This is a genomic window from Serratia sp. AS12, from assembly GCF_000214195.1.
In the GTDB taxonomy this organism is placed as follows: Bacteria; Pseudomonadota; Gammaproteobacteria; order Enterobacterales; family Enterobacteriaceae; genus Serratia; species Serratia plymuthica.
Genome location: NC_015566.1, coordinates 260,337 through 283,849, shown reverse-complemented (window position 1 = coordinate 283,849; position 23,513 = coordinate 260,337). Strand labels below are relative to the sequence as shown.

Below are 23,513 nucleotides of genomic sequence, written 5' to 3'. Positions count from 1 at the left end.
CGATGCTTAACGATCAAGAATTTCTGCGCTACAGCCGCCAGCTGCTGCTGGAGGACGTAGGTCCGCAAGGCCAGGAAAAGCTTAAACAGGCATCGGTTTTGCTGGTCGGGCTGGGGGGATTAGGCTCCCCCGCAGCACTCTATCTGGCCGCTGCCGGCGTCGGCACGCTGCTGTTGGCCGATGACGATACGCTGCACATCACCAATCTGCAGCGTCAGATCCTCTACCGCAGTACCGACGTTTCCAAAAGCAAAGCCGCTCTGGCGCAGCGTCAATTGCAAGCGCTGAACCCGCAGGTGGAATCCATCGCGCTGGAACAACGTCTGCAAGGAAAAACCTTGCAAGACGCCGTGGAGCGCGCCGATCTTATCCTGGATTGCAGCGATAACATGACCACCCGCCATGAGGTGAACGCCGCCTGTATCGCCGCCGGCAAACCGCTGATAAGCGGCAGCGCGGTGGGCTTCAGCGGCCAGTTGCTGGTGATTGAACCGCCCTATGCCCACGGTTGCTATGCCTGTCTGTACCCTGAGCAAACCGAGCCGCAACGCAACTGCCGCACCGCAGGCGTGCTCGGCCCGGTAGTTGGCGTCATTGGCACCTTGCAGGCACTCGAGGCGATAAAAATGCTGGCGGGCATGCCCTCGTCACTCAGCGGCAAGTTGCGGCTATTCGACGGCAAACAGCAAAGCTGGAGTACGTTGCAGCTCAGCCAGGCCAGCACCTGCCCGGTATGCGGAGGCGCGGCATGAAAATCCGGCTGAATGACCAACCGCTGGAACTGGCGCAACCACTGAGCGTCACCGCCCTGCTTGAGCAGTTGGAACGCCACCAGCCAGGCACTGCACTGGCTATTAACCAAACTATCATCCCGCGCGCCGACTGGGCTAACCACCAGGTGCAGGACGGTGATGACATCCTGCTGTTTCAAGCGATTGCCGGAGGCTGACATGCTGCAAATCGCCGATACCACCTTTACTTCACGCCTGTTTACCGGCACCGGAAAATTCGCCACCCCTGGGCTGATGCTGGACGCGCTGCAAGCCTCCGGCTCACAGTTAGTGACCATGGCGATGAGACGCGTTGACCTGCGCGGCGGCAATGATGCCATTCTTGCGCCACTTCAACAGTTGGGCGTGCGCCTGTTACCCAATACCTCTGGCGCCAAAACCGCGGCTGAAGCCGTGTTTGCCGCCCGACTGGCGCGTGAGGCGCTTGGCACCCATTGGGTAAAACTGGAAATTCATCCCGACGTGAAATATCTGCTGCCGGACCCGATTGAAACCTTGAAAGCGGCTGAAACGCTGGTTAAAGAGGGCTTTGTGGTGTTGCCCTACTGCGGCGCCGATCCGGTGTTGTGTAAACGGCTGGAAGAGGTGGGCTGCGCAGCGGTGATGCCGCTCGGCGCACCGATAGGATCCAATCGCGGGCTGCGGACCCGCGACTTCCTGGAAATCATTATAGAACAGGCCAAAGTGCCGGTGGTGGTCGATGCCGGCATCGGTGCGCCAAGCCATGCACTGGAGGCGATGGAACTGGGTGCCGATGCGGTGCTGGTGAATACCGCAATCGCCGTGGCGCGCGACCCGGTACAAATGGCGCGTGCGTTTCGTTTGGCACTGGAAGCCGGTGAACTGGCTCGTCAGGCCGGGTTGGGTGGCCGCAGCCGCAATGCAGTAGCCTCCAGCCCACTGACCGCCTTCCTTAGCCAACCTGGGGAGGCGTTATGATGGCAGAGGATTTCAGTAGCCGCTGGCAACAGCTCGATTGGGACGATATCTCACTGCGCATCAACGGTAAAACTGCGCTGGATGTCGAACGGGCGCTCAATGCGGAAAAATTGACGCGTGAAGACTTTATGGCGTTGATCTCGCCCGCAGCTGCGCCCTACCTGGAGCCGCTGGCACAACGTGCACAACAGCTGACGCGCCAACGCTTTGGCAACGTGGTCGGCTTCTACGTGCCACTGTACCTGTCCAACCTGTGCGCCAACGATTGCACCTATTGCGGTTTCTCGATGAGTAACCACATCAAACGCAAAACGCTCAATGCTACCGAGATCGAGCGCGAGTGCCTGGCGATTAAGGCGTTGGGTTTCGAGCACCTGTTGCTGGTCACCGGCGAGCACCAGACCAAGGTCGGCATGAAGTATTTCCGCGAGCATATTCCGGCGATCCGCACCCACTTCAGTTCGCTGATGATGGAAGTGCAGCCGTTGGCGCAGGAGGAATATGCCGAGCTGAAAACGCTGGGGCTGGACGGGGTACTGGTGTACCAGGAAACCTATCACCCTTCCACTTACCAGCAACATCACCTGCGCGGCCAGAAACAGGACTTTCACTGGCGGCTGGCCACGCCGGATCGTCTCGGCCGAGCGGGGATCGACAAGATCGGCCTTGGCGCGCTAATCGGGCTTTCCAATAGCTGGCGCACCGATTGCTATATGCTGGCCGAACACCTGTTCTATCTCCAGCAAACTTACTGGCAGAGCCGCTACTCAATTTCATTCCCACGGCTGCGTCCCTGCGCCGGCGGCATCGAACCGGCATCAATCATGAGCGAACCGCAGCTCGTACAGTTAATCTGCGCCTTTCGCCTTTTCGCTCCTGACGTAGAGCTTTCTCTGTCGACACGCGAGTCACCGTTCTTCCGCGATCATATGATCCCGGTAGCGATCAACAGCGTCAGCGCCGGCTCCAAAACCCAACCCGGCGGCTATGCCGACGATGTGCCGCCTGAACTGGAACAGTTCGAACCACACGACGGCCGCACACCGCAGCAGGTGTCGCAAGCTATCAGCGACGCCGGTTTGCAGCCTGTGTGGAAAGACTGGGACGGATATCTGGGGCGTAGCGCGCAGTAATTTGCAATCTTTGCAGCACCTTTGGAAAAGCCATGGAAGCACAGCGCAAAGCCTGCAGAGGCTACTGGTATGGGAAATCAGCGCGACTATAGTGGCGATGCTGGCTTCCGAATCCGGCACCAGCCGGAGCCGCTATTTTCTCAACGGCTCTGCTTACCAACCCCCGGATCGCGCCGGACACCTTCCCGCGCGACTCCGGGACCTCCTAATGTTTGACTCCTCCCGCATTCATCTCGCCGGCCTTTTGACAAACCAAACTGGTTGGACCACAGTTAAAGTCCGATCGCTGAAGCGGTCTGATAACTCTGCGAGATAACCACTATGAATCTGTACCTGCGACTGATCTGGGTTTTACTCTCATCGTGCTGGAAGCCACGCATGTCGATGGATGCCTTGACCAACCAACTGACGACCCGAGTTTGGCTGAATGATATCGATCTCAATTTGCATATGAACAACGGCCGTTACATGACGGTATGCGACCTAAACCGGGTCGATTTGTTTATCCGCACCGGCCTGATGGCGTTAATGCTTAAACGACACTGGTCACCGATCATCAGCCAGCACACCATGGATTACAAAAAGGCGCTACAGCCGTTCCAGCGCTATCAGGTCAGCATGAGCATTACCCACTGGGACGAACGCTATTTCTATGCCACCCATACTTTCAGCGTTGGCGATCGGATCGTCGCTCAGGGCACATCGCGGGCGGTGATTTTAGGGCGGGAAGGTGTGGTCGCACCGGACGTGGTGATAGCAAGCGTTCGGCAATATCAGCAACGTCGCAGTGATGCAGTGAGTCCCTGATGCTGTAATGGCACTGGTGTTGGCCGTGTATCTTTTTACTGCCTGCACTCGTCTTGGAGGCGAGTGCAGGCAGCTTATTTTGTGAGACTGGCAGCCCCCCCAGGAACGCAAATCACACGTATGAGTGCTAATTAATCATATCAACGGTAAAATGTGAATGCTTTTTGAGTGTCTTTTAATGAAAAATTGAGTTCTTTTTGAGTTTAATTAATAAAATCAAACGGATATAGCCGCAGTCATCCTGACATCATCTATAATCGAGCCAACAGATAGCCTCGGGACACAAAATGCTCGTGGTCAACGTCAGGAAAATCGAGGTGATCATGAAGAAAACGCTAAATTACGCAGATGCAATCAGTACGCTGCTGGCCCAGAAAGGGGTTGGAGACAGAAAGCACGCATCAACGATGGCGAGCATACTGAACCTCCAGTACAACAGCGCCAAGCAGAAACTGGACGGTAAAAGAGGCATCACTCTCGACGAGATAAAGAAGATATTTCAATACTTCAACGAATCGTTTGGAGGGCGCAGAGCCCATAACTGCGTCTTTATCATGAACAACATACATAAACGATGCAATATTGAGGTTGACGACAAGCCGGTAGATCACATTGAGGATACGGAAACCTATGCGTTCAGAAAAAACGATCTTTTTATTATTAACACCGACAGAGATAAAAGCGTGGGTGCAGAGCTGTATAAGGTCAGAAAAATAGACTTTTTGCCCACACCAAGGATAGCCATACTCGACAACGATCAAGACATACTGGAGTTGCTGAAGAAAATCACCACCCGCTACGGGATTGAAACAGATACCTTCCCAACGGCGACGGCGATCATCGATGGCCTGGAGCAGCACACCTACGAGGCCTTTATCCTTGATTGGCTGTTAGACTTCGGCGAGACGTCCGAAAAGGTCGTAGAAAAGATAAAAGACCTGATGCTCCCTCCTGCGCAGATCATCATCCTGACCGGCCAGTTAAACCACTATGAGAAAAACATAGGCGATATGATATTAAACTACGACGTGCATTTGGTTGAGAAGCCGGCCAAGCCGCTCATTATCTCTTCGCTGTTGCTTTCCCATTTATTCTTCAACTGATTTTATTGGCAGGCAAATGAGGAATGACGACCCTTTGCCCACGGCTGATTTCACTCTGATGGTGCCTTTCATCCTGGTCACATAGTTCTTTATAATGGTTAGCCCCAAGCCCAGCCCCTGACGCGTCTCCCTTTCCAATCCCTGATTGAATGCCTTATATAATCTGTCAATATTTTTCACGTCAAAGCCGATGCCGTTATCCTTCACCAGAAGATAAAGGCGGCTATTACAGACCTTCACATTCACGATAACCAAGCCGCCATGCGTATATTTATCGGCATTGCCCAACAGGTTGACGAGTATTCGATATAGTTTGTACTTATCGGCATGGATTTTCCCTGCATAAGACGAATGTCGGATAATAAATTGATTGCGACCTTCCCCGCTCACCGCGGCGACGGCATCGTCAACCACTTCATTGAGTGAAAACAGGGAATCATTTACCTTTACCTCCCCCATTTCAAGCCGTGAGTAATCCATCACCTCGCGCGTTTGCTCTGCAATTTTATTGCCATGGTGCGAGATGAGCCTGGCTTCTTTCTTCAACTCATCCTGAACCAGCTCGTGCTCCATGATGTCTGCCGCAATCACGATAGCCTGCGTTGAGCCAGCGATCTCATGGTAGATGGAAGAAATAAATATGTTCTTATTCTTAACTATCTCCTTCAGTGAAAACGCGTTCTTCAAGATAAGAAACATCATCAAGAAAATCAGCACCAGCGAGAACATGGCAAATAGCTCGGCTTTACCTGAATTGTCTTTGATGATGTCTTTAACCTCGGTGAAGTTCCTTATCTGTATTTTGTAAATCATCTCTTGAATATCGACCAGGGTGATTTCCATCTCTTCCATAAAAGAGAGTATATCGGCTCTGGTTTTGGTGCCATTGCGCAGCTCGACGCCAAGTTGATCCAGCTCGGCATATTGGCGCTTCAAAACCGCCACTGTTTTTATAAATTCATCGTCATAATAAAAAGAGTCGCTGAACGTAGAACGGCTTTCAAGAATGGCAATCTTTGAGGCAAATATTTTCTTCTTGAGCATAAAACTATCGTAGTTATCCTCGTCGCCCAGCAGTAGTGCAGTTTTCGTCCGTTCGAAGGATAAAAAGAGAATTTCAGCAACAGAGTAGTTATCGAGATTGGGTTCAATCTGCTTGTATCGATCTTTCACATTACCGAAATTTACGGCAATCAATAAAATCAACAGCACCAGCACCGCAACCAGGGAGATAAGGGTCCCGATAAATTTCTTGCTCATTTCACTTAACCTCTAGCATTTTTATTTGCCAAACGGTTTTTGCGTTCACATCAATGTTGTTCAACTCTGGGTAGCTATCGCGAGGATAGATAATCGCAAACGGCCCCAACTCCGAAACATCCATGAGCTCACCATTTTTCTTATAAGCGATAATGACTTTATATTTAGATAGCTCGGCGGCTGGCATTGAATATGAATAATCATCCCATGCAAAAGCGCGAACATTGTTTCCCGTCAGCCCATATTCTTTTGCCAACGAGGTGAACTCAACACCGGTAAAAACGGCCTCAGGTGTGAAGTTGGTCGAGGTTTTAATCGAAGAGGATGGCATCGCCTCTAACGCCTGCAGCGTAATCTTGACCTTCTTGCCATCGCTCTTTTTAAGATAAAAATAGTCAACGCCCGCATAAAGCGGAACGCTAAAAAGAGAAGTCAGAAATAATGCTATCAGTCCTTTGATTTTCATTATTTATCGCCTTTATGTTTAACCAGCTCTGCCTGCCCAAATTCATCCTTGCCAATGGCAACCCAGCCACGCCGCTGATAAAACGCCTCAGCCTTGGAACCAGGATCTGTGGTTAGGTGGATTTCGTCTGCGCCATTATCGAACATCCACCCGGTCACAAAACTCAGCAACTGGGAGCCAATACCTTTCGACTGATATTCCGGTTTAACAAACAACCCACCTATCAGTGGATCCGGAATAAAAAGACCTAAACCAACACCAGCATAATCGCTACCGTACTTACAAATCCATCCTCCTCCCTGATTGATATCTTCCAACGCCTGTTTTCGCTGGAGGTATTGAATTTGGTGCGGGTGAAGAAGATTCTCTTCGACAGAGAATCTGATCTCATAAAGATAAGGCAGGTGTTTCTCGGTGAGTTTTTCGAAGGTGAGAAGGCTGTCCATATTTTCACTATCCTTAGCAGGTTAGACACATAAGCAATTTACTCATTATGTATACTTTTTCCATAGTTGCAAAACTTGTCAGCCTTTGTAGCAAGTAAAAAAAAACCGCCCCCGAAGGAGCGGTTTATCTGGCAAGGGTCCGGCATACCGGCCCCCAGGGCATATCAACGATTACTCGTCGTTACCGCCCAGGTTACCTGCGTTCAGCAATTCAGCCAGGTTAGCTGTCGCTTCTTCCGCGCTTACCTGCGGAACAACCGGCACTTCACCCTGTGCTTTACGGCGCATACGATCCTGGTGATAAGCGTAACCGGTACCGGCTGGGATCAGACGGCCCACGATGACGTTCTCTTTCAGGCCGCGCAGTTCATCACGCTTACCGGCAACAGCCGCTTCGGTCAGAACGCGCGTCGTTTCCTGGAACGATGCTGCGGAGATGAAGGACTCGGTCGCCAAGGAAGCCTTGGTGATACCCAGCAGATCGCGTGAGAAGGTTGCCTCGATTTTGCCTGCAGCAGCAAGTTGACGGTTGGCAATCTTAACGCGAGACACTTCAGCCTGCTCGCCTTCCAGGAACTCGGTGCTACCAGCACTAACGATGGTGCCTTTACGCAACATCTGACGAACGATAACTTCGATGTGTTTATCGTTAATCTTAACGCCTTGCAGACGGTAAACTTCCTGCACTTCGTTGGTGATGTAGCGGGTAACCGCATGCACACCACGCAGACGCAGAATGTCGTGCGGAGACTCTGGGCCGTCAGAAACAACGTCGCCACGCTCCACAATTTCGCCTTCAAACACGTTGAGCTGACGCCATTTTGGAATCATCTCTTCGTATGCGTCGCTGCCGTCCAGCGGAGAGATTACCAGGCGACGTTTGCCTTTGGTCTCTTTACCGAACGAGATAATCCCGCTGATTTCAGCCAGGATTGCCGGCTCTTTCGGACGACGAGCTTCGAACAGATCCGCAACGCGTGGCAGACCACCGGTAATATCCTTGGTACCGCCGGATTCCTGAGGAATACGCGCCAGGGTATCACCCGCACCGATCTGAATGCCGTCTTCCAACTGCACAATCGCTTTACCTGGCAGGAAGTATTGAGCAGGCATATCAGTACCTGGGATCAATACGTCGTCGCCTTTGGCATCAACGATTTTCAGTGCCGGACGCAGGTCTTTACCGCTACCGGTACGCTCTGCGCTGTCCAGAACTACCAGAGAAGACAAACCAGTCAGTTCGTCGGTCTGGCGAGTAATGGTCTGGCCGTCAACCATATCAGCGAAGCGGATGAAACCACTCACTTCGGTGATAACTGGCATGGTGTGCGGATCCCAGTTAGCAACGGTCTCGCCGCCGTTAACTTCTGCACCGTCACCTTTGCCCATGACAGAACCGTAAGGCACTTTATAGCGTTCTTTGGTACGGCCGAATTCGTCGATCAACTTCAGTTCGGTGTTACGAGAGGTAATCACCAGCTTGCCTGTGGCGTTCATAACGAACTTCACATTGCTCAGCTTCAGAGTACCCTTGTTTTTCACCTGGATGCTGGATTCAGCAGCCGCACGAGATGCCGCACCACCGATGTGGAACGTACGCATCGTCAGCTGTGTACCCGGCTCACCGATTGACTGTGCCGCGATAACGCCGATAGCTTCGCCTTTGTTGATGATGTGACCACGTGCCAGGTCGCGACCATAGCAGTTTGCACACACACCAAAGTCGGTTTCACAGCTAACTACGGAACGGACTTTAACGCTGTCGACAGAGTTCTCTTCCAACAGGTCACAGGTCTTCTCATGCAACAGCGTGTTGCGTGGAACCAGAATGTCCGCCGTACCCGGCTTGATGACATCTTCTGCAGTTACACGACCCAGAACGCGTTCACGCAGTGGCTCTTTAACGTCGCCACCTTCGATAACCGGAGTCATCGTGATGCCGTTGTGAGTACCACAGTCGTCTTCGGTAACCACCAGATCCTGCGCCACGTCAACCAGACGACGGGTCAGATAACCGGAGTTAGCCGTTTTCAGTGCGGTATCCGCCAAACCTTTACGAGCACCGTGAGTAGAGATGAAGTACTGGAGTACGTTCAGACCTTCACGGAAGTTCGCGGTGATTGGCGTTTCGATGATGGAACCGTCCGGCTTCGCCATCAGACCACGCATACCGGCCAACTGACGAATCTGAGCGGCGGAACCACGCGCACCGGAGTCGGCCATCATAAAGATGCTGTTGAAGGAAACTTGCTGTTCCACAACGCCGTCACGGTTAACCACGTCTTCAACCGACAGGTTTTCCATCATCGCTTTAGCAACACGTTCGTTTGCCGCAGCCCAGATATCGATCACTTTGTTGTAACGTTCACCGGCGGTGACCAGACCAGACTGGAACTGCTCCTGGATCTCGGCAACTTCGGTTTCCGCTTCTTCGATGATCTCCGCTTTCTTGGCCGGGATAACCATGTCATCGATACCTACTGAAGCGCCTGAACGGGCTGCATAGGCAAAACCGGTATACATGATCTGGTCAGCAAAGATAACGGTCGGCTTCAGGCCCAGGATGCGGTAACAAGTGTTCAGCATCTTGGAGATCGCTTTCTTGCCCAAAGGCTGGTTAACGATCGCGTACGGCAGACCTTTTGGCACGATCATCCACAGGATGGCGCGACCAACGGTAGTGTCGATGATCGAAGTCTGATGTACAGACTCACCTTCGGTGTTTTTGATCTCTTCAGTGATACGCACTTTGACACGCGCATGCAGAGAGGCCAGACCGGCGCGGTAAATACGTTCCGCTTCTTTCGGGCCGCTCAGCACCATGCCTTCGCCTTTGGCGTTAACACAGTCACGGGTCATGTAGTACAGACCCAGTACAACGTCCTGAGAAGGAACGATGATTGGCTCGCCGTTCGCAGGTGACAGGATGTTGTTGGTAGACATCATCAACGCACGCGCTTCCAACTGGGCTTCCAGTGTCAGCGGTACGTGTACAGCCATTTGGTCACCATCGAAGTCGGCGTTGTATGCCGCACAAACCAGCGGGTGCAGCTGGATTGCCTTGCCTTCGATCAGAACCGGTTCAAACGCCTGGATACCCAAACGGTGCAGAGTTGGTGCACGGTTCAGCAGTACCGGGTGTTCGCGGATAACTTCGTCCAGGATGTCCCAAACGACAGCTTCTTCGCGCTCAACCATTTTCTTGGCAGCTTTGATGGTCGTGGCCAGGCCACGCAGTTCCAGCTTGCCGTAGATGAACGGTTTGAACAGCTCCAGCGCCATTTTCTTAGGCAGACCGCACTGATGCAGACGCAGGTATGGACCTACGGTGATTACAGAACGACCGGAGTAGTCAACACGTTTACCCAACAGGTTCTGACGGAAACGACCCTGCTTACCTTTGATCATGTCGGCCAAAGATTTCAGAGGACGTTTGTTGGAACCGGTGATCGCACGACCGCGACGGCCGTTATCCAGCAGGGCATCTACCGCTTCTTGCAGCATACGCTTTTCGTTGCGCACGATGATGTCAGGCGCGGCCAGATCCAGCAGGCGTTTCAGACGGTTGTTACGGTTGATAACGCGGCGGTACAGATCGTTCAGATCTGAAGTCGCGAAACGACCACCATCCAGCGGAACCAGAGGACGCAGATCCGGCGGCAGTACCGGCAGCACGGTCAGGATCATCCACTCTGGCTTGTTGCCAGACTGCACGAACGCTTCCAGCAGCTTGATACGCTTGGTCAGCTTCTTACGCTTGGTTTCGGAGTTGGTTTCGTTCAGCTCTTCACGCAGCTGCTCGCATTCCGCTTCCAGATCCATGTTTTTCAACAGGGCCTGAATGGCTTCCGCACCCATCTTGGCGTCGAATTCGTCACCGAACTCTTCCAGCGCGTCCAGATACTGCTCTTCAGTCAGGATCTGACGACGCTCGAGGTTGGTCATACCGCCTTCAACAACCACATAGGATTCGAAGTACAGTACACGTTCGATGTCACGCAGCGGCATATCCAGCAGCAAACCGATGCGCGAAGGCAGCGATTTCAGGAACCAGATGTGCGCAGTCGGTGAAGCCAGCTCGATGTGGCCCATGCGCTCACGGCGCACTTTGGTCTGGGTCACTTCAACGCCGCACTTCTCACAGATCACGCCGCGGTGTTTTAAGCGCTTGTACTTACCGCACAGGCACTCATAGTCTTTTACCGGCCCAAAGATACGGGCGCAGAAAAGGCCGTCACGTTCAGGTTTGAACGTACGGTAGTTAATGGTTTCCGGCTTCTTAACTTCACCGAACGACCACGAACGGATCATATCTGGCGATGCCAGAGCAATCTTGATCGCATCAAACTCTTCGGTCTTAGTTTGCGCTTTCAGAAACTTCAATAAGTCTTTCACGGATTGGCTCCTGTCGGAGTTAAACCTGTTGGGCGCACGCTGACAAATCGCGCGCCCGTGTGACCTGAACAACCACCCTCAGGCTCCCTAAGGCCGGGAGCCTGAGCCGGAAAAACGATTACTCGTCTTCCAGTTCGATGTTGATACCGAGCGAGCGGATTTCTTTCAACAGTACGTTGAAGGACTCCGGCATGCCTGGTTCCATGCGGTGATCGCCATCCACGATGTTTTTGTACATCTTGGTACGGCCGTTAACGTCATCCGACTTAACGGTGAGCATTTCCTGCAGGGTATAAGCTGCGCCGTATGCTTCCAGTGCCCACACTTCCATCTCACCGAAGCGTTGACCACCGAACTGCGCCTTACCACCCAGCGGCTGCTGAGTAACCAAGCTGTACGAACCGGTTGAACGGGCGTGCATTTTATCGTCAACCAAGTGGTTCAGTTTCAGCATGTACATATAGCCAACGGTAACCTGGCGCTCGAACTGCTCACCGGTACGGCCATCGAACAGCGTAATCTGACCAGAAGTTGGGATTCCGCCCATTTCCAGCAGTTGCTTGATTTCACTCTCTTTCGCACCATCAAACACCGGCGTGGCGATTGGCATACCTTTTTTCAGGTTCTCTGCCAGACGCAGTACTTCGTCGTCGGTGAAAGTGTTCAGGTCAACTTTCTGGCAGACATCGTCGCCCAGATCGTAAGCCTTCTGAATGAACTCACGCAGCTTGGCCACTTCCTGATGCTGCTTCAGCATTTGGTTGATCTTCTCACCAATGCCTTTCGCAGCCATACCCAGGTGGGTTTCCAGGATCTGACCGATGTTCATACGTGATGGTACGCCCAGCGGGTTCAGTACGATGTCAACCGGCGTGCCGTTTTCATCGTAAGGCATATCTTCGATCGGGTTGATCTTGGAGATAACACCCTTGTTACCGTGGCGGCCTGCCATCTTGTCACCCGGTTGAATCTGACGCTTAACGGCCAGATAAACCTTAACGATTTTCAGCACGCCTGGTGCCAGATCGTCGCCTTGGGTGATCTTACGACGCTTGGCGTCCAGCTTCTTCTCGAAGTCGGATTTCAGCTCGTCGTACTGCTCTGCCAGCTGTTCCAGCTGGTTTTGCTTCTCTTCGTCGGTCAGGCCCAGTTCCAGCCAGCGATCGCGTGGCAGCTTGCTCAGCTTCTCAGCTTCAACGCCGCCGGCAACCAACACCGCATGGATACGTGCAAACAGGCCAGCTTCCAGGATCTGCAGTTCTTCAGTCAGGTCTTTCTTCGCCTGCTTCAGCTGCATTTCTTCGATTTCCAACGCACGCTTGTCTTTGTCCACGCCATCACGGGTGAAGACCTGCACGTCGATAACCGTACCGGAAACGCCGTTTGGTACACGCAGAGAAGAGTCTTTAACGTCAGACGCTTTCTCACCGAAGATCGCGCGCAGCAGCTTCTCTTCTGGCGTCAGCTGGGTTTCACCTTTCGGCGTTACCTTACCCACCAGAATGTCGCCACCGGTCACTTCAGCACCGATATATACGATACCGGATTCATCCAGTTTGGAGAGCGCAGCTTCACCCACGTTAGGGATATCGGCAGTGATCTCTTCAGGCCCCAACTTGGTGTCGCGAGACACGCACGCCAGTTCCTGAATGTGGATGGTCGTGAAGCGATCTTCCTGAACCACACGCTCGGACACCAAGATGGAGTCTTCGAAGTTGTAGCCGTTCCACGGCATGAACGCCACGCGCATGTTCTGGCCCAGCGCCAATTCACCCAGGTCCGTGGACGGGCCATCTGCCAGCACGTCGCCGCGCTCGATTGGCTCACCCAGGTTCACACACGGCATCTGGTTGATGCAGGTGTTCTGGTTAGAACGGGTGTACTTGGTCAGGTTATAAATATCGATACCTGCTTCGCCCGCGAGCATCTCGTCTTCGTTAACTTTGATAACGATACGGGAAGCATCCACGTACTGGATCACGCCGCCACGTTTGGCTACGGCAGTAACACCGGAGTCAACCGCAACCGCACGTTCCATACCGGTACCAACCAGCGGCTTGTCAGCACGCAGAGTCGGAACCGCCTGACGTTGCATGTTCGCACCCATCAATGCACGGTTGGCGTCATCGTGTTCCAGGAATGGAATCAGTGAAGCACCAACGGAGACAACCTGCTGGGTTGATACGTCCATATAGTCAACCTGATCGCGGCTAAACAGGCTCGATTCGCCTTTGCTACGACAGGTGACCAGGTCTTCTTCGAAGCGGCCGTCATCATCCAGGTTGGAGTTCGCCTGAGCGATAACGAAGTTGCCTTCTTCAATAGCAGACAGGTAGTTGATTTCATCGGTAACCAGACCGTCACGCACGCGGCGGTACGGGGTTTCCAGGAAGCCATACTCGTTGGTCTGTGCGTACACGGACAAGGAGTTGATCAGACCGATGTTTGGACCTTCCGGCGTTTCGATTGGACACACGCGACCATAGTGAGTCGGGTGTACGTCTCGAACTTCGAAGCCGGCGCGTTCACGGGTCAGACCGCCTGGGCCCAATGCAGAGATACGACGTTTGTGCGTAATCTCGGACAACGGGTTGTTCTGGTCCATAAATTGAGACAGCTGGCTGGAGCCGAAGAACTCTTTCACCGCAGCCGAAATCGGCTTGGCGTTGATCATGTCCTGAGGCATCAGGGTGTCCAGATCGCCCAGGGACAGACGTTCTTTAACCGCACGCTCAACACGCACCAGGCCTACACGGAACTGGTTCTCAGCCATTTCGCCGACGGAACGGATACGACGGTTGCCCAAATGGTCGATATCGTCCACTTCGCCTTTACCGTTACGGATATCGATGAGCTTCTTCATCACTTCAATGATGTCGTCTTTGCTCAGGATACCCGAACCTTCGATCTCGTCGCGCAGCAGGGAACGGTTGAACTTCATACGACCAACCGCAGACAAATCGTAGCGGTCTTCAGAGAAGAACAGGTTCTCGAACAGGCTTTCGGCAGCTTCGCGCGTTGGCGGCTCACCAGGGCGCATCATGCGGTAGATTTCTACCAGTGCGCTCAGACGATCGCTGGTTGGGTCGACACGTATAGTCTCAGAGATATACGCACCGTGATCCAGATCGTTGGTGAACAGCGTTTCGATACGCTTGTGGCCTGACTGGCTCAGTTTAGCCAGCAAATCCAGCGACAGCTCCATGTTGGCTGCGCAGATCAGCTCGCCGGTATTGGTATCGATATAGTCCTTCGCGACCACTTTGCCCGCAATGTACTCAACCGGTACTTCAATACTCTGAATTTCGTCTTTTTCGAGCTGACGGATATGACGAGCGGTGATACGACGGCCTTTCTCAATGTAGATCTTGCCGTTGGCTTCGATATCAAACGAAGCAGTTTCACCACGCAGACGCTCTGGAACCAGCTCCATCTGCAGCTTGTTATCACGGATCTCGAACACAACTTTCGCAAAGAACAGGTCAAGGATCTGCTCAGTGGTGAATTGCAGCGCGCGCAGAATGATGGTCGCAGGCAGTTTACGGCGACGGTCAATACGCACGAACAGGTTGTCTTTCGGGTCAAACTCGAAATCCAACCATGAACCGCGGTAAGGGATGATACGTGCGTTGTACAGCACTTTACCCGAGGAGTGGGTTTTACCCTTATCGCTGTCAAAGAATACGCCAGGACTACGGTGAAGCTGAGATACGATAACCCTCTCAGTACCGTTGATCACAAAGGTACCGTTTTCGGTCATGAGCGGAATTTCGCCCATATAGACTTCTTGTTCCTTGATGTCTTTGACCGTACCTTCCGGAGCTTCGCGCTCATAGATTACCAGGCGCAGTTTTACGCGCAGCGGTGCAGAATACGTCACACCACGGATCTGGCACTCTTTGACGTCGAACACCGGCTCACCAAGACGGTAGCTAACGTATTGCAGCTCCGAATTGCCACTGTAGCTCTGGATAGGGAAAACAGAACGGAATGCGGCTTCAAGGCCGTACTGCCCTTCTGGGTCTTGCTCGATAAACTTCTGGAACGAGTCAAGCTGGATAGAAAGGAGATATGGTATGTCCAGAACTTGTGGACGCTTACCAAAATCCTTACGAATACGTTTTTTCTCGGTATAGGAGTAAACCATAGGGTTCCTCAGCTCGCTGATCAGTGACCCAATCTGTCCGTCCGGATAGAGGACGGTTCATGCAACACCATTTTGTGGATCGGAAAGCGGGAACACTTTCCGCAATACTCGTTTCTATCACGCTTAAATCATTTCATCGCGCTATGCGGCAGATTCGGCTGCGGCAGGGAGGGCAATATATTAAGTCGTCGATAGAAAGAAATATTGGGGTTAGCCAGTAGCCAAACAGTGTGAAACTCTACTGACGCCCTACAGCGCAAAAAGGCTGGCGACCAAAAAGTCACCAGCCATCAGTCTGTTAAGTCAGACTGCACTCTGAGAAGTTAAACTTACTTAACTTCAACAGAAGCGCCAGCTTCTTCCAGAGCTTTTTTCAGTGCTTCAGCGTCGTCTTTGCTGATGCCTTCTTTCAGTACTGCTGGAGCAGATTCTACCAGGTCTTTGGCTTCTTTCAGGCCCAGACCGGTTGCGCCACGTACTGCTTTGATAACTGCAACCTTGTTGCCGCCGATAGCAGACAGAACAACGTCGAATTCAGTTTTTTCTTCAACAACTTCAGCAGCAGCAGCAGGACCTGCAGCTACAGCAGCAGCAGAAACACCGAACTTCTCTTCCATAGCGGCGATCAGTTCAACGATTTCCATTACAGACAGAGCTGCAACGCCTTCGATAATTTGGTCTTTAGTGATAGACATAACAAAAGTTCCTAAAATTCAGAAATAGTTTAAATACGTAAGCAACGGATAAGAGAGAGGGCTTATGCCGCTTCTTTCTGATCGCGCAGTGCAGCCAGAGTGCGAACCAATTTGCCAGCAGCGGCTTCTTTCATGGTTGCCATCAGGCGTGCGATTGCTTCATCGTAAGTAGGCAGAGTTGCCAAGCGGTCAATTTGTGCCGCAGGGATCAGCTCACCTTCAAAGGCCGCAGCTTTAATCTCGAACTTTGCATTCGCTTTCGCGAAATCTTTGAACAGACGAGCAGCAGCGCCCGGGTGTTCATGAGAAAATGCAATCAAGGTAGGACCGACAAACGTGTCTTTCAGGCATTCGAACGGAGTGCCTTCAACTACGCGACGCATCAGGGTGTTACGAACAACACGCATGTAAACGCCAGCTTCACGACCTGCTTTACGCAGTTCAGTCATTTTATCAACGGTAACGCCACGGGAATCCGCAACAACCGCAGACAGCGCGCCTTTGGCTACTTCGTTGACTTCAGCAACAATCGCTTGTTTGTCTTGAAGATTTAATGCCATTAGCTTTTTGCTCCTGGATTTAGCCGGGGGAAATCCCCGGCACTCACATCACTCAGCACCTGGTGATAAATCACGCGGTGAGAGCGTTCAAACACGGTGAGCAGAATCCAGCAAAGACAATTTAAAATTTTCTTTAGGCTCTGTCACCGTCTACGCAGGAAGGATTAAGTACCTTTCGATACACCTGCGGTCTTGGACGGAGGCCTGGATAGGCCAGGCTCCAACCGAAAAATCTTTGTTCCGCTGATGGCTATGACCAATAGCGAAACCTTGGGGGATAAGATTCTAGACAAATCTTAGCCCCAAGTCAAAGCGATAATCGCAAGGCGATTAGTTCGCTACAGCAGTCAGGCCGCTTTGATCGATAGCAACGCCAGCACCCATGGTGGTGGAGAGGCTAACTTTCTTGATGTACACGCCTTTAGCCTGAGATGGTTTTGCCTTTTTCAGCGCAACCAGCAGAGCTTCCAGGTTTTCTTTCAGCTTGTCTGACTCGAAATCAACCTTACCGATAGTGGTATGGATGATGCCGTTTTTGTCGTTACGGTAACGAACCTGGCCTGCTTTAGCGTTTTTCACTGCTTCAGCAACGTTCGGAGTAACGGTACCCACTTTCGGGTTTGGCATCAGGCCACGTGGACCCAGGATCTGGCCCAGTTGACCAACAACGCGCATTGCATCTGGAGATGCAATAACAACGTCGAAGTTCATTTCGCCTTTCTTGATCTGGTCTGCCAGATCTTCCATACCTACCAGCTCTGCGCCAGCAGCTTTAGCTGCTTCAGCGTTAGGGCCTTGGGCAAATACGGCAACGCGAACGGAACGACCGGTGCCGTTTGGCAGAACGGTAGCGCCACGAACGTTTTGGTCAGATTTACGAGCGTCGATGCCGAGGTTAACAGCAACGTCAACGCTTTCTACGAATTTAGCAGTGGCCAGCTCTTTCAGCAGAGCAACAGCTTCGGTGATGTCATACTGTTTAGTAGCATCAACTTTGTCACGGATCACGCGCATGCGCTTGGTCAGCTTAGCCATTTCTTAATCCTCCACTACCAGGCCCATGGAACGAGCAGTACCTTCGATGGAGCGAGTCATCGCTTCAACGTTAGAACCAGTCATGTCCGCAGCTTTGGTTTCTGCGATTTCACGTACCTGAGCACTAGTCACTTTACCTACTTTGTCTTTGTTCGGCTTGCCTGAACCAGACTTGATACCAGCCGCTTTTTTCAGCAGAACTGCTGCTGGCGGGGTTTTGGTAACGAAAGTGAAGGAGCGGTCAGAATAAACAGTAATAACAACCGGAATCGGCAGACCTTTCTCAACGCTGTCAGTCTTAGCATTGAACGCCTTACAGAATTCCATGATGTTAACGCCTTGCTGACCCAGAGCTGGACCAACTGGCGGACTTGGGTTCGCCATACCGGCTGCAACTTGCAGCTTAACGTAGGCTTGTACTTTCTTGGCCATTTACAATTCCTCGGTTTGGGTAATAACGCCTCAAAAGAGGCTCCCCGTGTTTCACCCCGCTCAACGAGCAAGGCCTATAAAAACAAAAGGCGCGAAATTATAGTTCAATTTCGCGCCTCTGACAAGCGGCAAAAGCCACTTATTGCTGATTAATTGATCAGCCTTTTTCAACCTGAGCAAAATCCAGTTCCACCGGCGTTGCACGCCCAAAGATGGAGACAGAAACTTTCAGGCGACTCTTCTCGTAATCCACTTCTTCGACAACACCGTTGAAGTCAGCGAATGGACCATCGTTAACGCGGACCAGTTCACCCGGTTCGAACAGCGTTTTAGGACGCGGCTTATCACCAACCTGCTGCAGGCGGTTCATAATCGCATCGACTTCTTTATCGCTGATCGGTGCCGGACGGTCAGAGGTACCGCCGATGAAACCCATTACGCGTGGAACGCTGCGCACCAAGTGCCAGCTAGCGTCATTCATCACCATCTGAACCAGCACATAGCCCGGGAAGAATTTGCGCTCGCTTTTACGGCGTTGGCCACCACGGATTTCAACAACTTCTTCCGTAGGAACCATCACTTCGCCGAACAGCTCTTCCATATCGTGCAGTTTGATATGTTCACGCAGCGATTGCGCAACGCGACCTTCAAAACCGGAAAACGCCTGAACGACGTACCAACGTTTTTTTGGAGCTTCAGACATTTTAGAACCTCAGGCCAGTAATAAACGATACCAGACGGACCAGAATACCATCCAGCCCCCACAGAATCAGCGACATCACGGCAGTTACCGCGGCAACGATCAACGTGGTATGTAGCGTTTCCTGACGAGTTGGCCAAATCACTTTGCGCACTTCAGTACGCGCTTCGCGCGCAAACGCAACGGTAGCTTTGCCTTTGGTGGTCATCAGCGCTACTGCGCCTGCAACGGCGATAACTACTACAACAGCCAGCGCACGTAATGGCAGGCTGAAATCACGGTAGTAATAATTACCGACAATAGCCACAACCAACAGAACGGCGACGATCAGCCACTTAGCCGCTTCCAGGCCGCGCCCGCTCCCTTGAGCCTCGGTATTCGCACTCATAAACCAACCTGTCACAATGAATTCAGAACAGACAACTTTGCCTCACACCGCGAGGCAAACCAAACCGATCAGATGCTGCTTCGGCAGCATTTCGGTGTTTTACGCTATGACGTATCTCAGTCAATACGGTTTAAGAGCCCATCTCACCAATGATTATGACTGCAAAATCGCTGATGAGATAGGTTCTAGTTCACAGCGTAGAAAAAGGGCATCAAATGATGCCCTTTTACCGCGTGTCGCGTCAAATGTTATCAGCGATTAAGCGATAACTTTAGCAACAACACCAGCGCCAACAGTACGGCCGCCTTCACGGATTGCGAAACGCAGGCCGTCGTCCATCGCGATTGGGTGGATCAGGGTAACAACCATGTTCACGTTGTCACCTGGCATTACCATCTCTACGCCTTCTGGCAGTTCGATGGTACCGGTCACGTCAGTTGTACGGAAGTAGAACTGTGGACGGTAGCCTTTGAAGAATGGAGTATGACGACCACCTTCTTCTTTGCTCAGGATGTACACTTCTGAGTCAAACTTGGTGTGTGGCTTGATTGAACCTGGTTTAGCCAGGACCTGACCACGTTCGATATCTTCGCGCTTGATACCACGCAGCAGAACACCCACGTTCTCACCAGCACGGCCTTCGTCCAGCAGTTTGCGGAACATTTCAACGCCGGTACAGGTAGACTTAACGGTGTCTTTGATACCCACGATTTCAACTTCTTCGCCAACTTTAACGATACCGCGCTCAACACGACCGGTAACAACGGTACCACGACCGGAGATGGAGAATACGTCTTCGATTGGCAGCAGGAACGGCTTGTCGATAGCACGCTCTGGTTCTGGGATGTAAGAATCCAGGAAACCGGCCAACTCGATGATTTTAGCTTCCCACTCAGGTTCGCCTTCCAGTGCTTTCAGCGCTGAACCACGAACAACCGGCAGGTCATCACCAGGGAAGTCGTAAGCAGACAGAAGTTCACGAACTTCCATTTCTACCAGTTCCAGCAGCTCTTCATCATCAACCATGTCGCATTTGTTCATGAATACGATGATGAAAGGAACGCCAACCTGACGACCCAGCAGGATGTGCTCACGGGTCTGAGGCATTGGGCCGTCAGTCGCAGCAACAACCAGGATTGCGCCGTCCATCTGAGCAGCACCGGTGATCATGTTTTTAACGTAGTCGGCGTGCCCTGGGCAGTCAACGTGCGCGTAGTGACGGCTTGGGGTGTCATATTCAACGTGAGAAGTGTTGATGGTGATACCACGAGCTTTTTCTTCTGGCGCGTTATCGATCTGGTCGAAAGCACGTGCAGAACCGCCGTAGGTTTTAGCCAGAACGGTGGTGATTGCTGCAGTCAGGGTAGTTTTACCGTGGTCAACGTGGCCGATAGTACCGACGTTAACGTGCGGTTTTGAACGTTCAAACTTTTCTTTAGACATCGATTGTCCCTCTAAGACACGGATAAATCGGTGGTATCACCACATCAACCAAGCATTTGCTTGTTGAATCCAGAACAGAAAGAAAATCAGGGGGCGAGATAATAAGAAGTGGTGCTGATAGGCAGATTCGAACTGCCGACCTCACCCTTACCAAGGGTGCGCTCTACCAACTGAGCTATATCAGCACATCTTGGAGCGGGCAGTGGGAATCGAACCCACATCATCAGCTTGGAAGGCTGAGGTAATAGCCATTATACGATGCCCGCATCCTGGAACTCGGCTACCTGACTTTTCTGTAGAATTTTTAGGTGGGAGAAGGATTGTTCGTCGCTTAACTCTCACCCTTCGAGCCTGCTGCGCTTTGCACTGCACAACTCGAACCTTGCTGAAGACTTTCGCCTTCCCCTTCCGCACATTAACTGTTGCGAGTTATCCGCTGGTCAGTCAACTGCCGAAGGCAAGATTTGGTGGTGGGGGAAGGATTCGAACCTTCGAAGTCTGTGACGGCAGATTTACAGTCTGCTCCCTTTGGCCACTCGGGAACCCCACCAGATTTTAACTACTGTGACTTGATTGGTGCCGGCTACCGGAATCGAACTGGTGACCTACTGATTACAAGTCAGTTGCTCTACCAACTGAGCTAAGCCGGCATCAAGTGCAGCGCATTCTAGGTAGAGCGAGCGACCTATGCAACAAAAAAATTGCGTTCCGCGCACTTTCGCTCACAAATCACCCAATTTTGCATACTACCGGGCAATTCGCACCGCACGACGTGCAAACATTCATCAATCGCAAGCATCATTCTGCAAAAATCTATTGGATTTTTACAAGTGTTGACTCGGTATTTCTCCGTACTGGCAATCTCAAACCGATCGTTCGAATTTTGGCAAACCCTGAGCCAAGCCGATGCACCACAAAGAGGATACTGCCCTATGCGGATGCATAAACTGCGCTCAGACTTCATCGGCCTAGCCATCAATGCGCCCTTACCGCTTTGGCGCAGTTATTGCTTCTTTTCATTACCCCCGCCCAGGAGGAATGACCAATGAAACTTGTTTTGATTAATGCAGCCACGTTACCTATTTACCGCGATGAGCTGGCCCGTCTATTAACCGATGCGGTCGCTCACGGCGCTTCTGTCGACTATGACACGTTGATTCCCCATGAAGATGCCGAGAGCTATTTCCATAGCCTGCGCCCGGCACTGGCCAAAGGAGAGCTGCTGCTGTGGATCGCCAGGGATGACAGTGGCGTCATCGGCACCGTGCAACTCGAGTTCTGCCAAAAACCGAATGGCCGCAATCGCGCTGAGGTACAAAAACTGTTGGTGCACAGCCGCGCACAGCGTAACGGTGTTGGGCACGCCTTAATGAAGGCATTAGAGAAGAGCGCCCTGCAGCAGCATCGAGGCTTGTTGTATCTAGATACTCAGACCGGCTCAGCTGCAGAAGCCTTGTATCGTTCTCTTGGTTATCGCTTCCTGGGTGAGCTGCCGGATTATGCCGCCGCGCCAGATGGCAGTTACCATCCCACGGTGATTTATTACAAACGCCTGTTTGCCGTAAATCAGCCTTTTCGCGCAATCGCCAGCTAGCATGAAAGCGGTATCATCACCGGGTGATACCGCTTTGCGGCCCCTATCAATCAACTGCGCGCCGCCTCGCACAATTGACATAAACTCCTACTAATCGCCAACTTTTGCGAAAAAAGTCTACGCCAAAAACCAAGCTGTCTATAATATGCAGCTTGTTTATTATCTGGACTTGGCGTCTGGCGCCTTTCCCAACCTGCGTTAACAGGCAGAATTTGGCTTATGATAAAAAGAGATCAATCTTTAGCGACGCCTTACCTTCAGTTCGATCGTACCCAGTGGGCTGCGTTGCGAGATTCGGTGCCGCTGACGCTGTCAGAAGAAGAGATCGTTAAACTAAAAGGGATTAACGAAGATCTCTCTTTGGAAGAGGTAGCACAGATTTATCTGCCGCTATCGCGTCTGCTGAATTTTTATATCAGTTCCAACCTTCGTCGTCAGGCCGTACTTGAACAATTTCTCGGTACCGATGGCCAGAAAATTCCCTATGTCATCGGCATTGCCGGCAGCGTTGCCGTAGGTAAAAGTACTACCGCACGTTTACTCCAGGCATTACTCAGCAGTTGGCCGGAGCATCGGAGTGTTGAACTGATCACCACCGACGGTTTCCTGCACCCTAATAAGGTGCTGAACGAACGGGGGTTGATGAAGAAAAAAGGATTCCCGCAGTCTTACGATATGCACAGCTTGGTGAAATTCGTTTCTGAGGTGAAATCCGGCGCCAAACGCGTGACGGCACCCGTATATTCCCACCTGATCTATGACGTCGTTCCGGATGGCAATAAAGTTATTGAGCAACCAGATATTCTTATTCTGGAAGGACTAAACGTATTACAGAGCGGAATGGATTACCCTCACGATCCACATCACGTATTTGTTTCTGACTTCGTTGATTTCTCAATATATGTCGATGCACCGGAGCAATTGCTGCAAACCTGGTATATCAATCGGTTCCTGAAATTTCGTCAGGGTGCATTTTCTAATCCTGACTCTTATTTCCATAACTACGCAAAGCTGCCAGAGCCGGAGGCCATTAACATTGCCACCCAACTATGGAACGAGATTAATGGATTGAATTTACAGCAAAATATTCTTCCAACCCGTGAGCGAGCCAGCCTGATAATGACGAAAAGCGCTAATCATGCGGTCGAACATGTGCGATTGAGGAAATAATGCTATAAA

General features: G+C 51.9%; 20 protein-coding genes, 4 tRNA genes and 1 other RNA gene. 8 read left to right on the top strand and 17 right to left on the bottom strand.

Annotated features, from left to right (window positions below):
* Positions 1-2 precede the first annotated feature (2 nt).
* The 6 genes from SERAS12_RS01270 (at position 3) to SERAS12_RS01245 (ending at position 4,773) form a co-directional block, all read left to right on the top strand.
* On the top strand, positions 3-752 hold the full coding sequence (locus tag SERAS12_RS01270; protein WP_006323151.1) for a HesA/MoeB/ThiF family protein: 750 nt from the start codon (positions 3-5) through the stop codon (positions 750-752).
* Positions 749-949 (top strand): sulfur carrier protein ThiS, encoded by a 201-nt coding sequence (thiS, locus tag SERAS12_RS01265; RefSeq protein ID WP_004953956.1) that lies wholly within the window; start codon positions 749-751, stop codon positions 947-949. The genes SERAS12_RS01270 and thiS overlap by 4 nt, the downstream gene beginning before the upstream one ends.
* A gap of 1 nt (position 950) precedes the next feature.
* The gene (locus SERAS12_RS01260; RefSeq protein ID WP_013811134.1) at positions 951-1,730 is read left to right on the top strand and encodes a thiazole synthase; all 780 of its coding nucleotides are present in this window, start codon (positions 951-953) and stop codon (positions 1,728-1,730) included.
* A complete protein-coding gene (gene thiH / locus SERAS12_RS01255; RefSeq protein ID WP_041416525.1) occupies positions 1,730-2,863 on the top strand; it encodes a 2-iminoacetate synthase ThiH in 1,134 nt (377 codons plus the stop codon). Before SERAS12_RS01260 ends, thiH begins: the two co-directional genes overlap by 1 nt.
* A 378-nt stretch (positions 2,864-3,241) precedes the next feature.
* Positions 3,242-3,670 carry a thioesterase family protein gene (locus tag SERAS12_RS01250; RefSeq protein WP_041415828.1) on the top strand — a complete coding sequence of 143 codons (429 nt, stop codon included), beginning with the start codon at positions 3,242-3,244 and terminating at the stop codon, positions 3,668-3,670.
* Between the two features lie 287 nt (positions 3,671-3,957).
* Complete coding sequence (locus SERAS12_RS01245) at positions 3,958-4,773, top strand: helix-turn-helix domain-containing protein (RefSeq protein WP_013811131.1); 816 nt, start codon at positions 3,958-3,960, stop codon at positions 4,771-4,773.
* Here the strand turns inward: SERAS12_RS01245 and SERAS12_RS01240 are convergent.
* The 17 genes from SERAS12_RS01240 to SERAS12_RS01165 form a co-directional block, all read right to left on the bottom strand.
* A complete protein-coding gene (locus SERAS12_RS01240; RefSeq protein WP_013811130.1) occupies positions 4,759-6,033 on the bottom strand; it encodes a HAMP domain-containing sensor histidine kinase in 1,275 nt (424 codons plus the stop codon). The two genes, SERAS12_RS01245 and SERAS12_RS01240, sit on opposite strands and share 15 nt — an antisense overlap.
* 1 nt (position 6,034) lies before the next feature.
* A complete protein-coding gene (locus SERAS12_RS01235; RefSeq protein WP_013811129.1) occupies positions 6,035-6,499 on the bottom strand; it encodes an oxidoreductase in 465 nt (154 codons plus the stop codon).
* On the bottom strand, positions 6,499-6,945 hold the full coding sequence (locus tag SERAS12_RS01230) for a GNAT family N-acetyltransferase (protein ID WP_013811128.1): 447 nt from the start codon (positions 6,943-6,945) through the stop codon (positions 6,499-6,501). The genes SERAS12_RS01235 and SERAS12_RS01230 overlap by 1 nt, the downstream gene beginning before the upstream one ends.
* Before the next feature lie 171 nt (positions 6,946-7,116).
* Positions 7,117-11,340 carry a DNA-directed RNA polymerase subunit beta' gene (gene rpoC / locus SERAS12_RS01225; RefSeq protein ID WP_013811127.1) on the bottom strand — a complete coding sequence of 1,408 codons (4,224 nt, stop codon included), beginning with the start codon at positions 11,338-11,340 and terminating at the stop codon, positions 7,117-7,119.
* Positions 11,341-11,458: 118 nt separating this feature from the next.
* Positions 11,459-15,487, bottom strand: coding sequence for a DNA-directed RNA polymerase subunit beta (rpoB, locus tag SERAS12_RS01220; protein WP_013811126.1), 4,029 nt, complete (start codon positions 15,485-15,487; stop codon positions 11,459-11,461).
* A gap of 329 nt (positions 15,488-15,816) precedes the next feature.
* Positions 15,817-16,182, bottom strand: coding sequence for a 50S ribosomal protein L7/L12 (gene rplL / locus SERAS12_RS01215; RefSeq protein WP_006323137.1), 366 nt, complete (start codon positions 16,180-16,182; stop codon positions 15,817-15,819).
* A 62-nt stretch (positions 16,183-16,244) separates the two neighbouring features.
* The gene (gene rplJ, locus SERAS12_RS01210; RefSeq protein ID WP_006323136.1) at positions 16,245-16,742 is read right to left on the bottom strand and encodes a 50S ribosomal protein L10; all 498 of its coding nucleotides are present in this window, start codon (positions 16,740-16,742) and stop codon (positions 16,245-16,247) included.
* A gap of 330 nt (positions 16,743-17,072) precedes the next feature.
* Positions 17,073-17,777 carry a 50S ribosomal protein L1 gene (gene rplA / locus SERAS12_RS01205; RefSeq protein WP_012004742.1) on the bottom strand — a complete coding sequence of 235 codons (705 nt, stop codon included), beginning with the start codon at positions 17,775-17,777 and terminating at the stop codon, positions 17,073-17,075.
* Between the two features lie 3 nt (positions 17,778-17,780).
* Complete coding sequence (gene rplK / locus SERAS12_RS01200) at positions 17,781-18,209, bottom strand: 50S ribosomal protein L11 (RefSeq protein WP_006323135.1); 429 nt, start codon at positions 18,207-18,209, stop codon at positions 17,781-17,783.
* 157 nt (positions 18,210-18,366) lie between these two features.
* Complete coding sequence (gene nusG, locus SERAS12_RS01195) at positions 18,367-18,912, bottom strand: transcription termination/antitermination protein NusG (protein ID WP_004953928.1); 546 nt, start codon at positions 18,910-18,912, stop codon at positions 18,367-18,369.
* 1 nt (position 18,913) lies between these two features.
* Positions 18,914-19,297, bottom strand: coding sequence for a preprotein translocase subunit SecE (gene secE / locus SERAS12_RS01190; RefSeq protein ID WP_013811125.1), 384 nt, complete (start codon positions 19,295-19,297; stop codon positions 18,914-18,916).
* A 258-nt stretch (positions 19,298-19,555) separates the two neighbouring features.
* Complete coding sequence (tuf, locus tag SERAS12_RS01185) at positions 19,556-20,740, bottom strand: elongation factor Tu (RefSeq protein WP_013811124.1); 1,185 nt, start codon at positions 20,738-20,740, stop codon at positions 19,556-19,558.
* Positions 20,741-20,849: 109 nt separating this feature from the next.
* Positions 20,850-20,925: transfer RNA gene (locus tag SERAS12_RS01180), tRNA-Thr, on the bottom strand.
* 6 nt (positions 20,926-20,931) lie between these two features.
* A tRNA-Gly gene (locus SERAS12_RS01175) sits at positions 20,932-21,006 on the bottom strand.
* Positions 21,007-21,043: 37 nt separating this feature from the next.
* Positions 21,044-21,159, bottom strand: a non-coding RNA gene (locus tag SERAS12_RS25210) — RtT sRNA.
* 46 nt (positions 21,160-21,205) lie between these two features.
* Positions 21,206-21,290 (bottom strand) — tRNA-Tyr (locus SERAS12_RS01170).
* Between the two features lie 24 nt (positions 21,291-21,314).
* Positions 21,315-21,390: transfer RNA gene (locus SERAS12_RS01165), tRNA-Thr, on the bottom strand.
* 395 nt (positions 21,391-21,785) lie between these two features.
* Between SERAS12_RS01165 and SERAS12_RS01160 the strand changes: the two genes are divergently transcribed.
* Positions 21,786-22,334: a GNAT family N-acetyltransferase gene (locus tag SERAS12_RS01160; RefSeq protein ID WP_013811123.1), complete on the top strand. Its 549-nt coding sequence runs from the start codon at positions 21,786-21,788 to the stop codon at positions 22,332-22,334.
* Positions 22,335-22,553: 219 nt separating this feature from the next.
* Positions 22,554-23,504, top strand: coding sequence for a type I pantothenate kinase (coaA, locus tag SERAS12_RS01155; RefSeq protein ID WP_004954043.1), 951 nt, complete (start codon positions 22,554-22,556; stop codon positions 23,502-23,504).
* The last annotated feature ends 9 nt before the right edge of the window (positions 23,505-23,513 follow it).

Coding starts and splice junctions, on each gene's coding strand:
- SERAS12_RS01160 (WP_013811123.1), top strand. CDS start 21,786: ATGAAACTTGTTTTGATTAATGCAGCCACGTTACCTATTTACCGCGAT.
- secE (WP_013811125.1), bottom strand. CDS start 19,297: ATGAGTGCGAATACCGAGGCTCAAGGGAGCGGGCGCGGCCTGGAAGCG.
- rplJ (WP_006323136.1), bottom strand. CDS start 16,742: ATGGCATTAAATCTTCAAGACAAACAAGCGATTGTTGCTGAAGTCAAC.
- thiS (WP_004953956.1), top strand. CDS start 749: ATGAAAATCCGGCTGAATGACCAACCGCTGGAACTGGCGCAACCACTG.
- thiH (WP_041416525.1), top strand. CDS start 1,730: ATGGCAGAGGATTTCAGTAGCCGCTGGCAACAGCTCGATTGGGACGAT.
- rplA (WP_012004742.1), bottom strand. CDS start 17,777: ATGGCTAAGCTGACCAAGCGCATGCGCGTGATCCGTGACAAAGTTGAT.
- SERAS12_RS01245 (WP_013811131.1), top strand. CDS start 3,958: ATGCTCGTGGTCAACGTCAGGAAAATCGAGGTGATCATGAAGAAAACG.
- SERAS12_RS01270 (WP_006323151.1), top strand. CDS start 3: ATGCTTAACGATCAAGAATTTCTGCGCTACAGCCGCCAGCTGCTGCTG.
- SERAS12_RS01235 (WP_013811129.1), bottom strand. CDS start 6,499: ATGAAAATCAAAGGACTGATAGCATTATTTCTGACTTCTCTTTTTAGC.
- rplL (WP_006323137.1), bottom strand. CDS start 16,182: ATGTCTATCACTAAAGACCAAATTATCGAAGGCGTTGCAGCTCTGTCT.
- SERAS12_RS01250 (WP_041415828.1), top strand. CDS start 3,242: ATGTCGATGGATGCCTTGACCAACCAACTGACGACCCGAGTTTGGCTG.
- SERAS12_RS01240 (WP_013811130.1), bottom strand. CDS start 6,033: ATGAGCAAGAAATTTATCGGGACCCTTATCTCCCTGGTTGCGGTGCTG.
- coaA (WP_004954043.1), top strand. CDS start 22,554: ATGATAAAAAGAGATCAATCTTTAGCGACGCCTTACCTTCAGTTCGAT.
- rpoB (WP_013811126.1), bottom strand. CDS start 15,487: ATGGTTTACTCCTATACCGAGAAAAAACGTATTCGTAAGGATTTTGGT.
- tuf (WP_013811124.1), bottom strand. CDS start 20,740: ATGTCTAAAGAAAAGTTTGAACGTTCAAAACCGCACGTTAACGTCGGT.
- nusG (WP_004953928.1), bottom strand. CDS start 18,912: ATGTCTGAAGCTCCAAAAAAACGTTGGTACGTCGTTCAGGCGTTTTCC.
- SERAS12_RS01260 (WP_013811134.1), top strand. CDS start 951: ATGCTGCAAATCGCCGATACCACCTTTACTTCACGCCTGTTTACCGGC.
- rplK (WP_006323135.1), bottom strand. CDS start 18,209: ATGGCCAAGAAAGTACAAGCCTACGTTAAGCTGCAAGTTGCAGCCGGT.
- SERAS12_RS01230 (WP_013811128.1), bottom strand. CDS start 6,945: ATGGACAGCCTTCTCACCTTCGAAAAACTCACCGAGAAACACCTGCCT.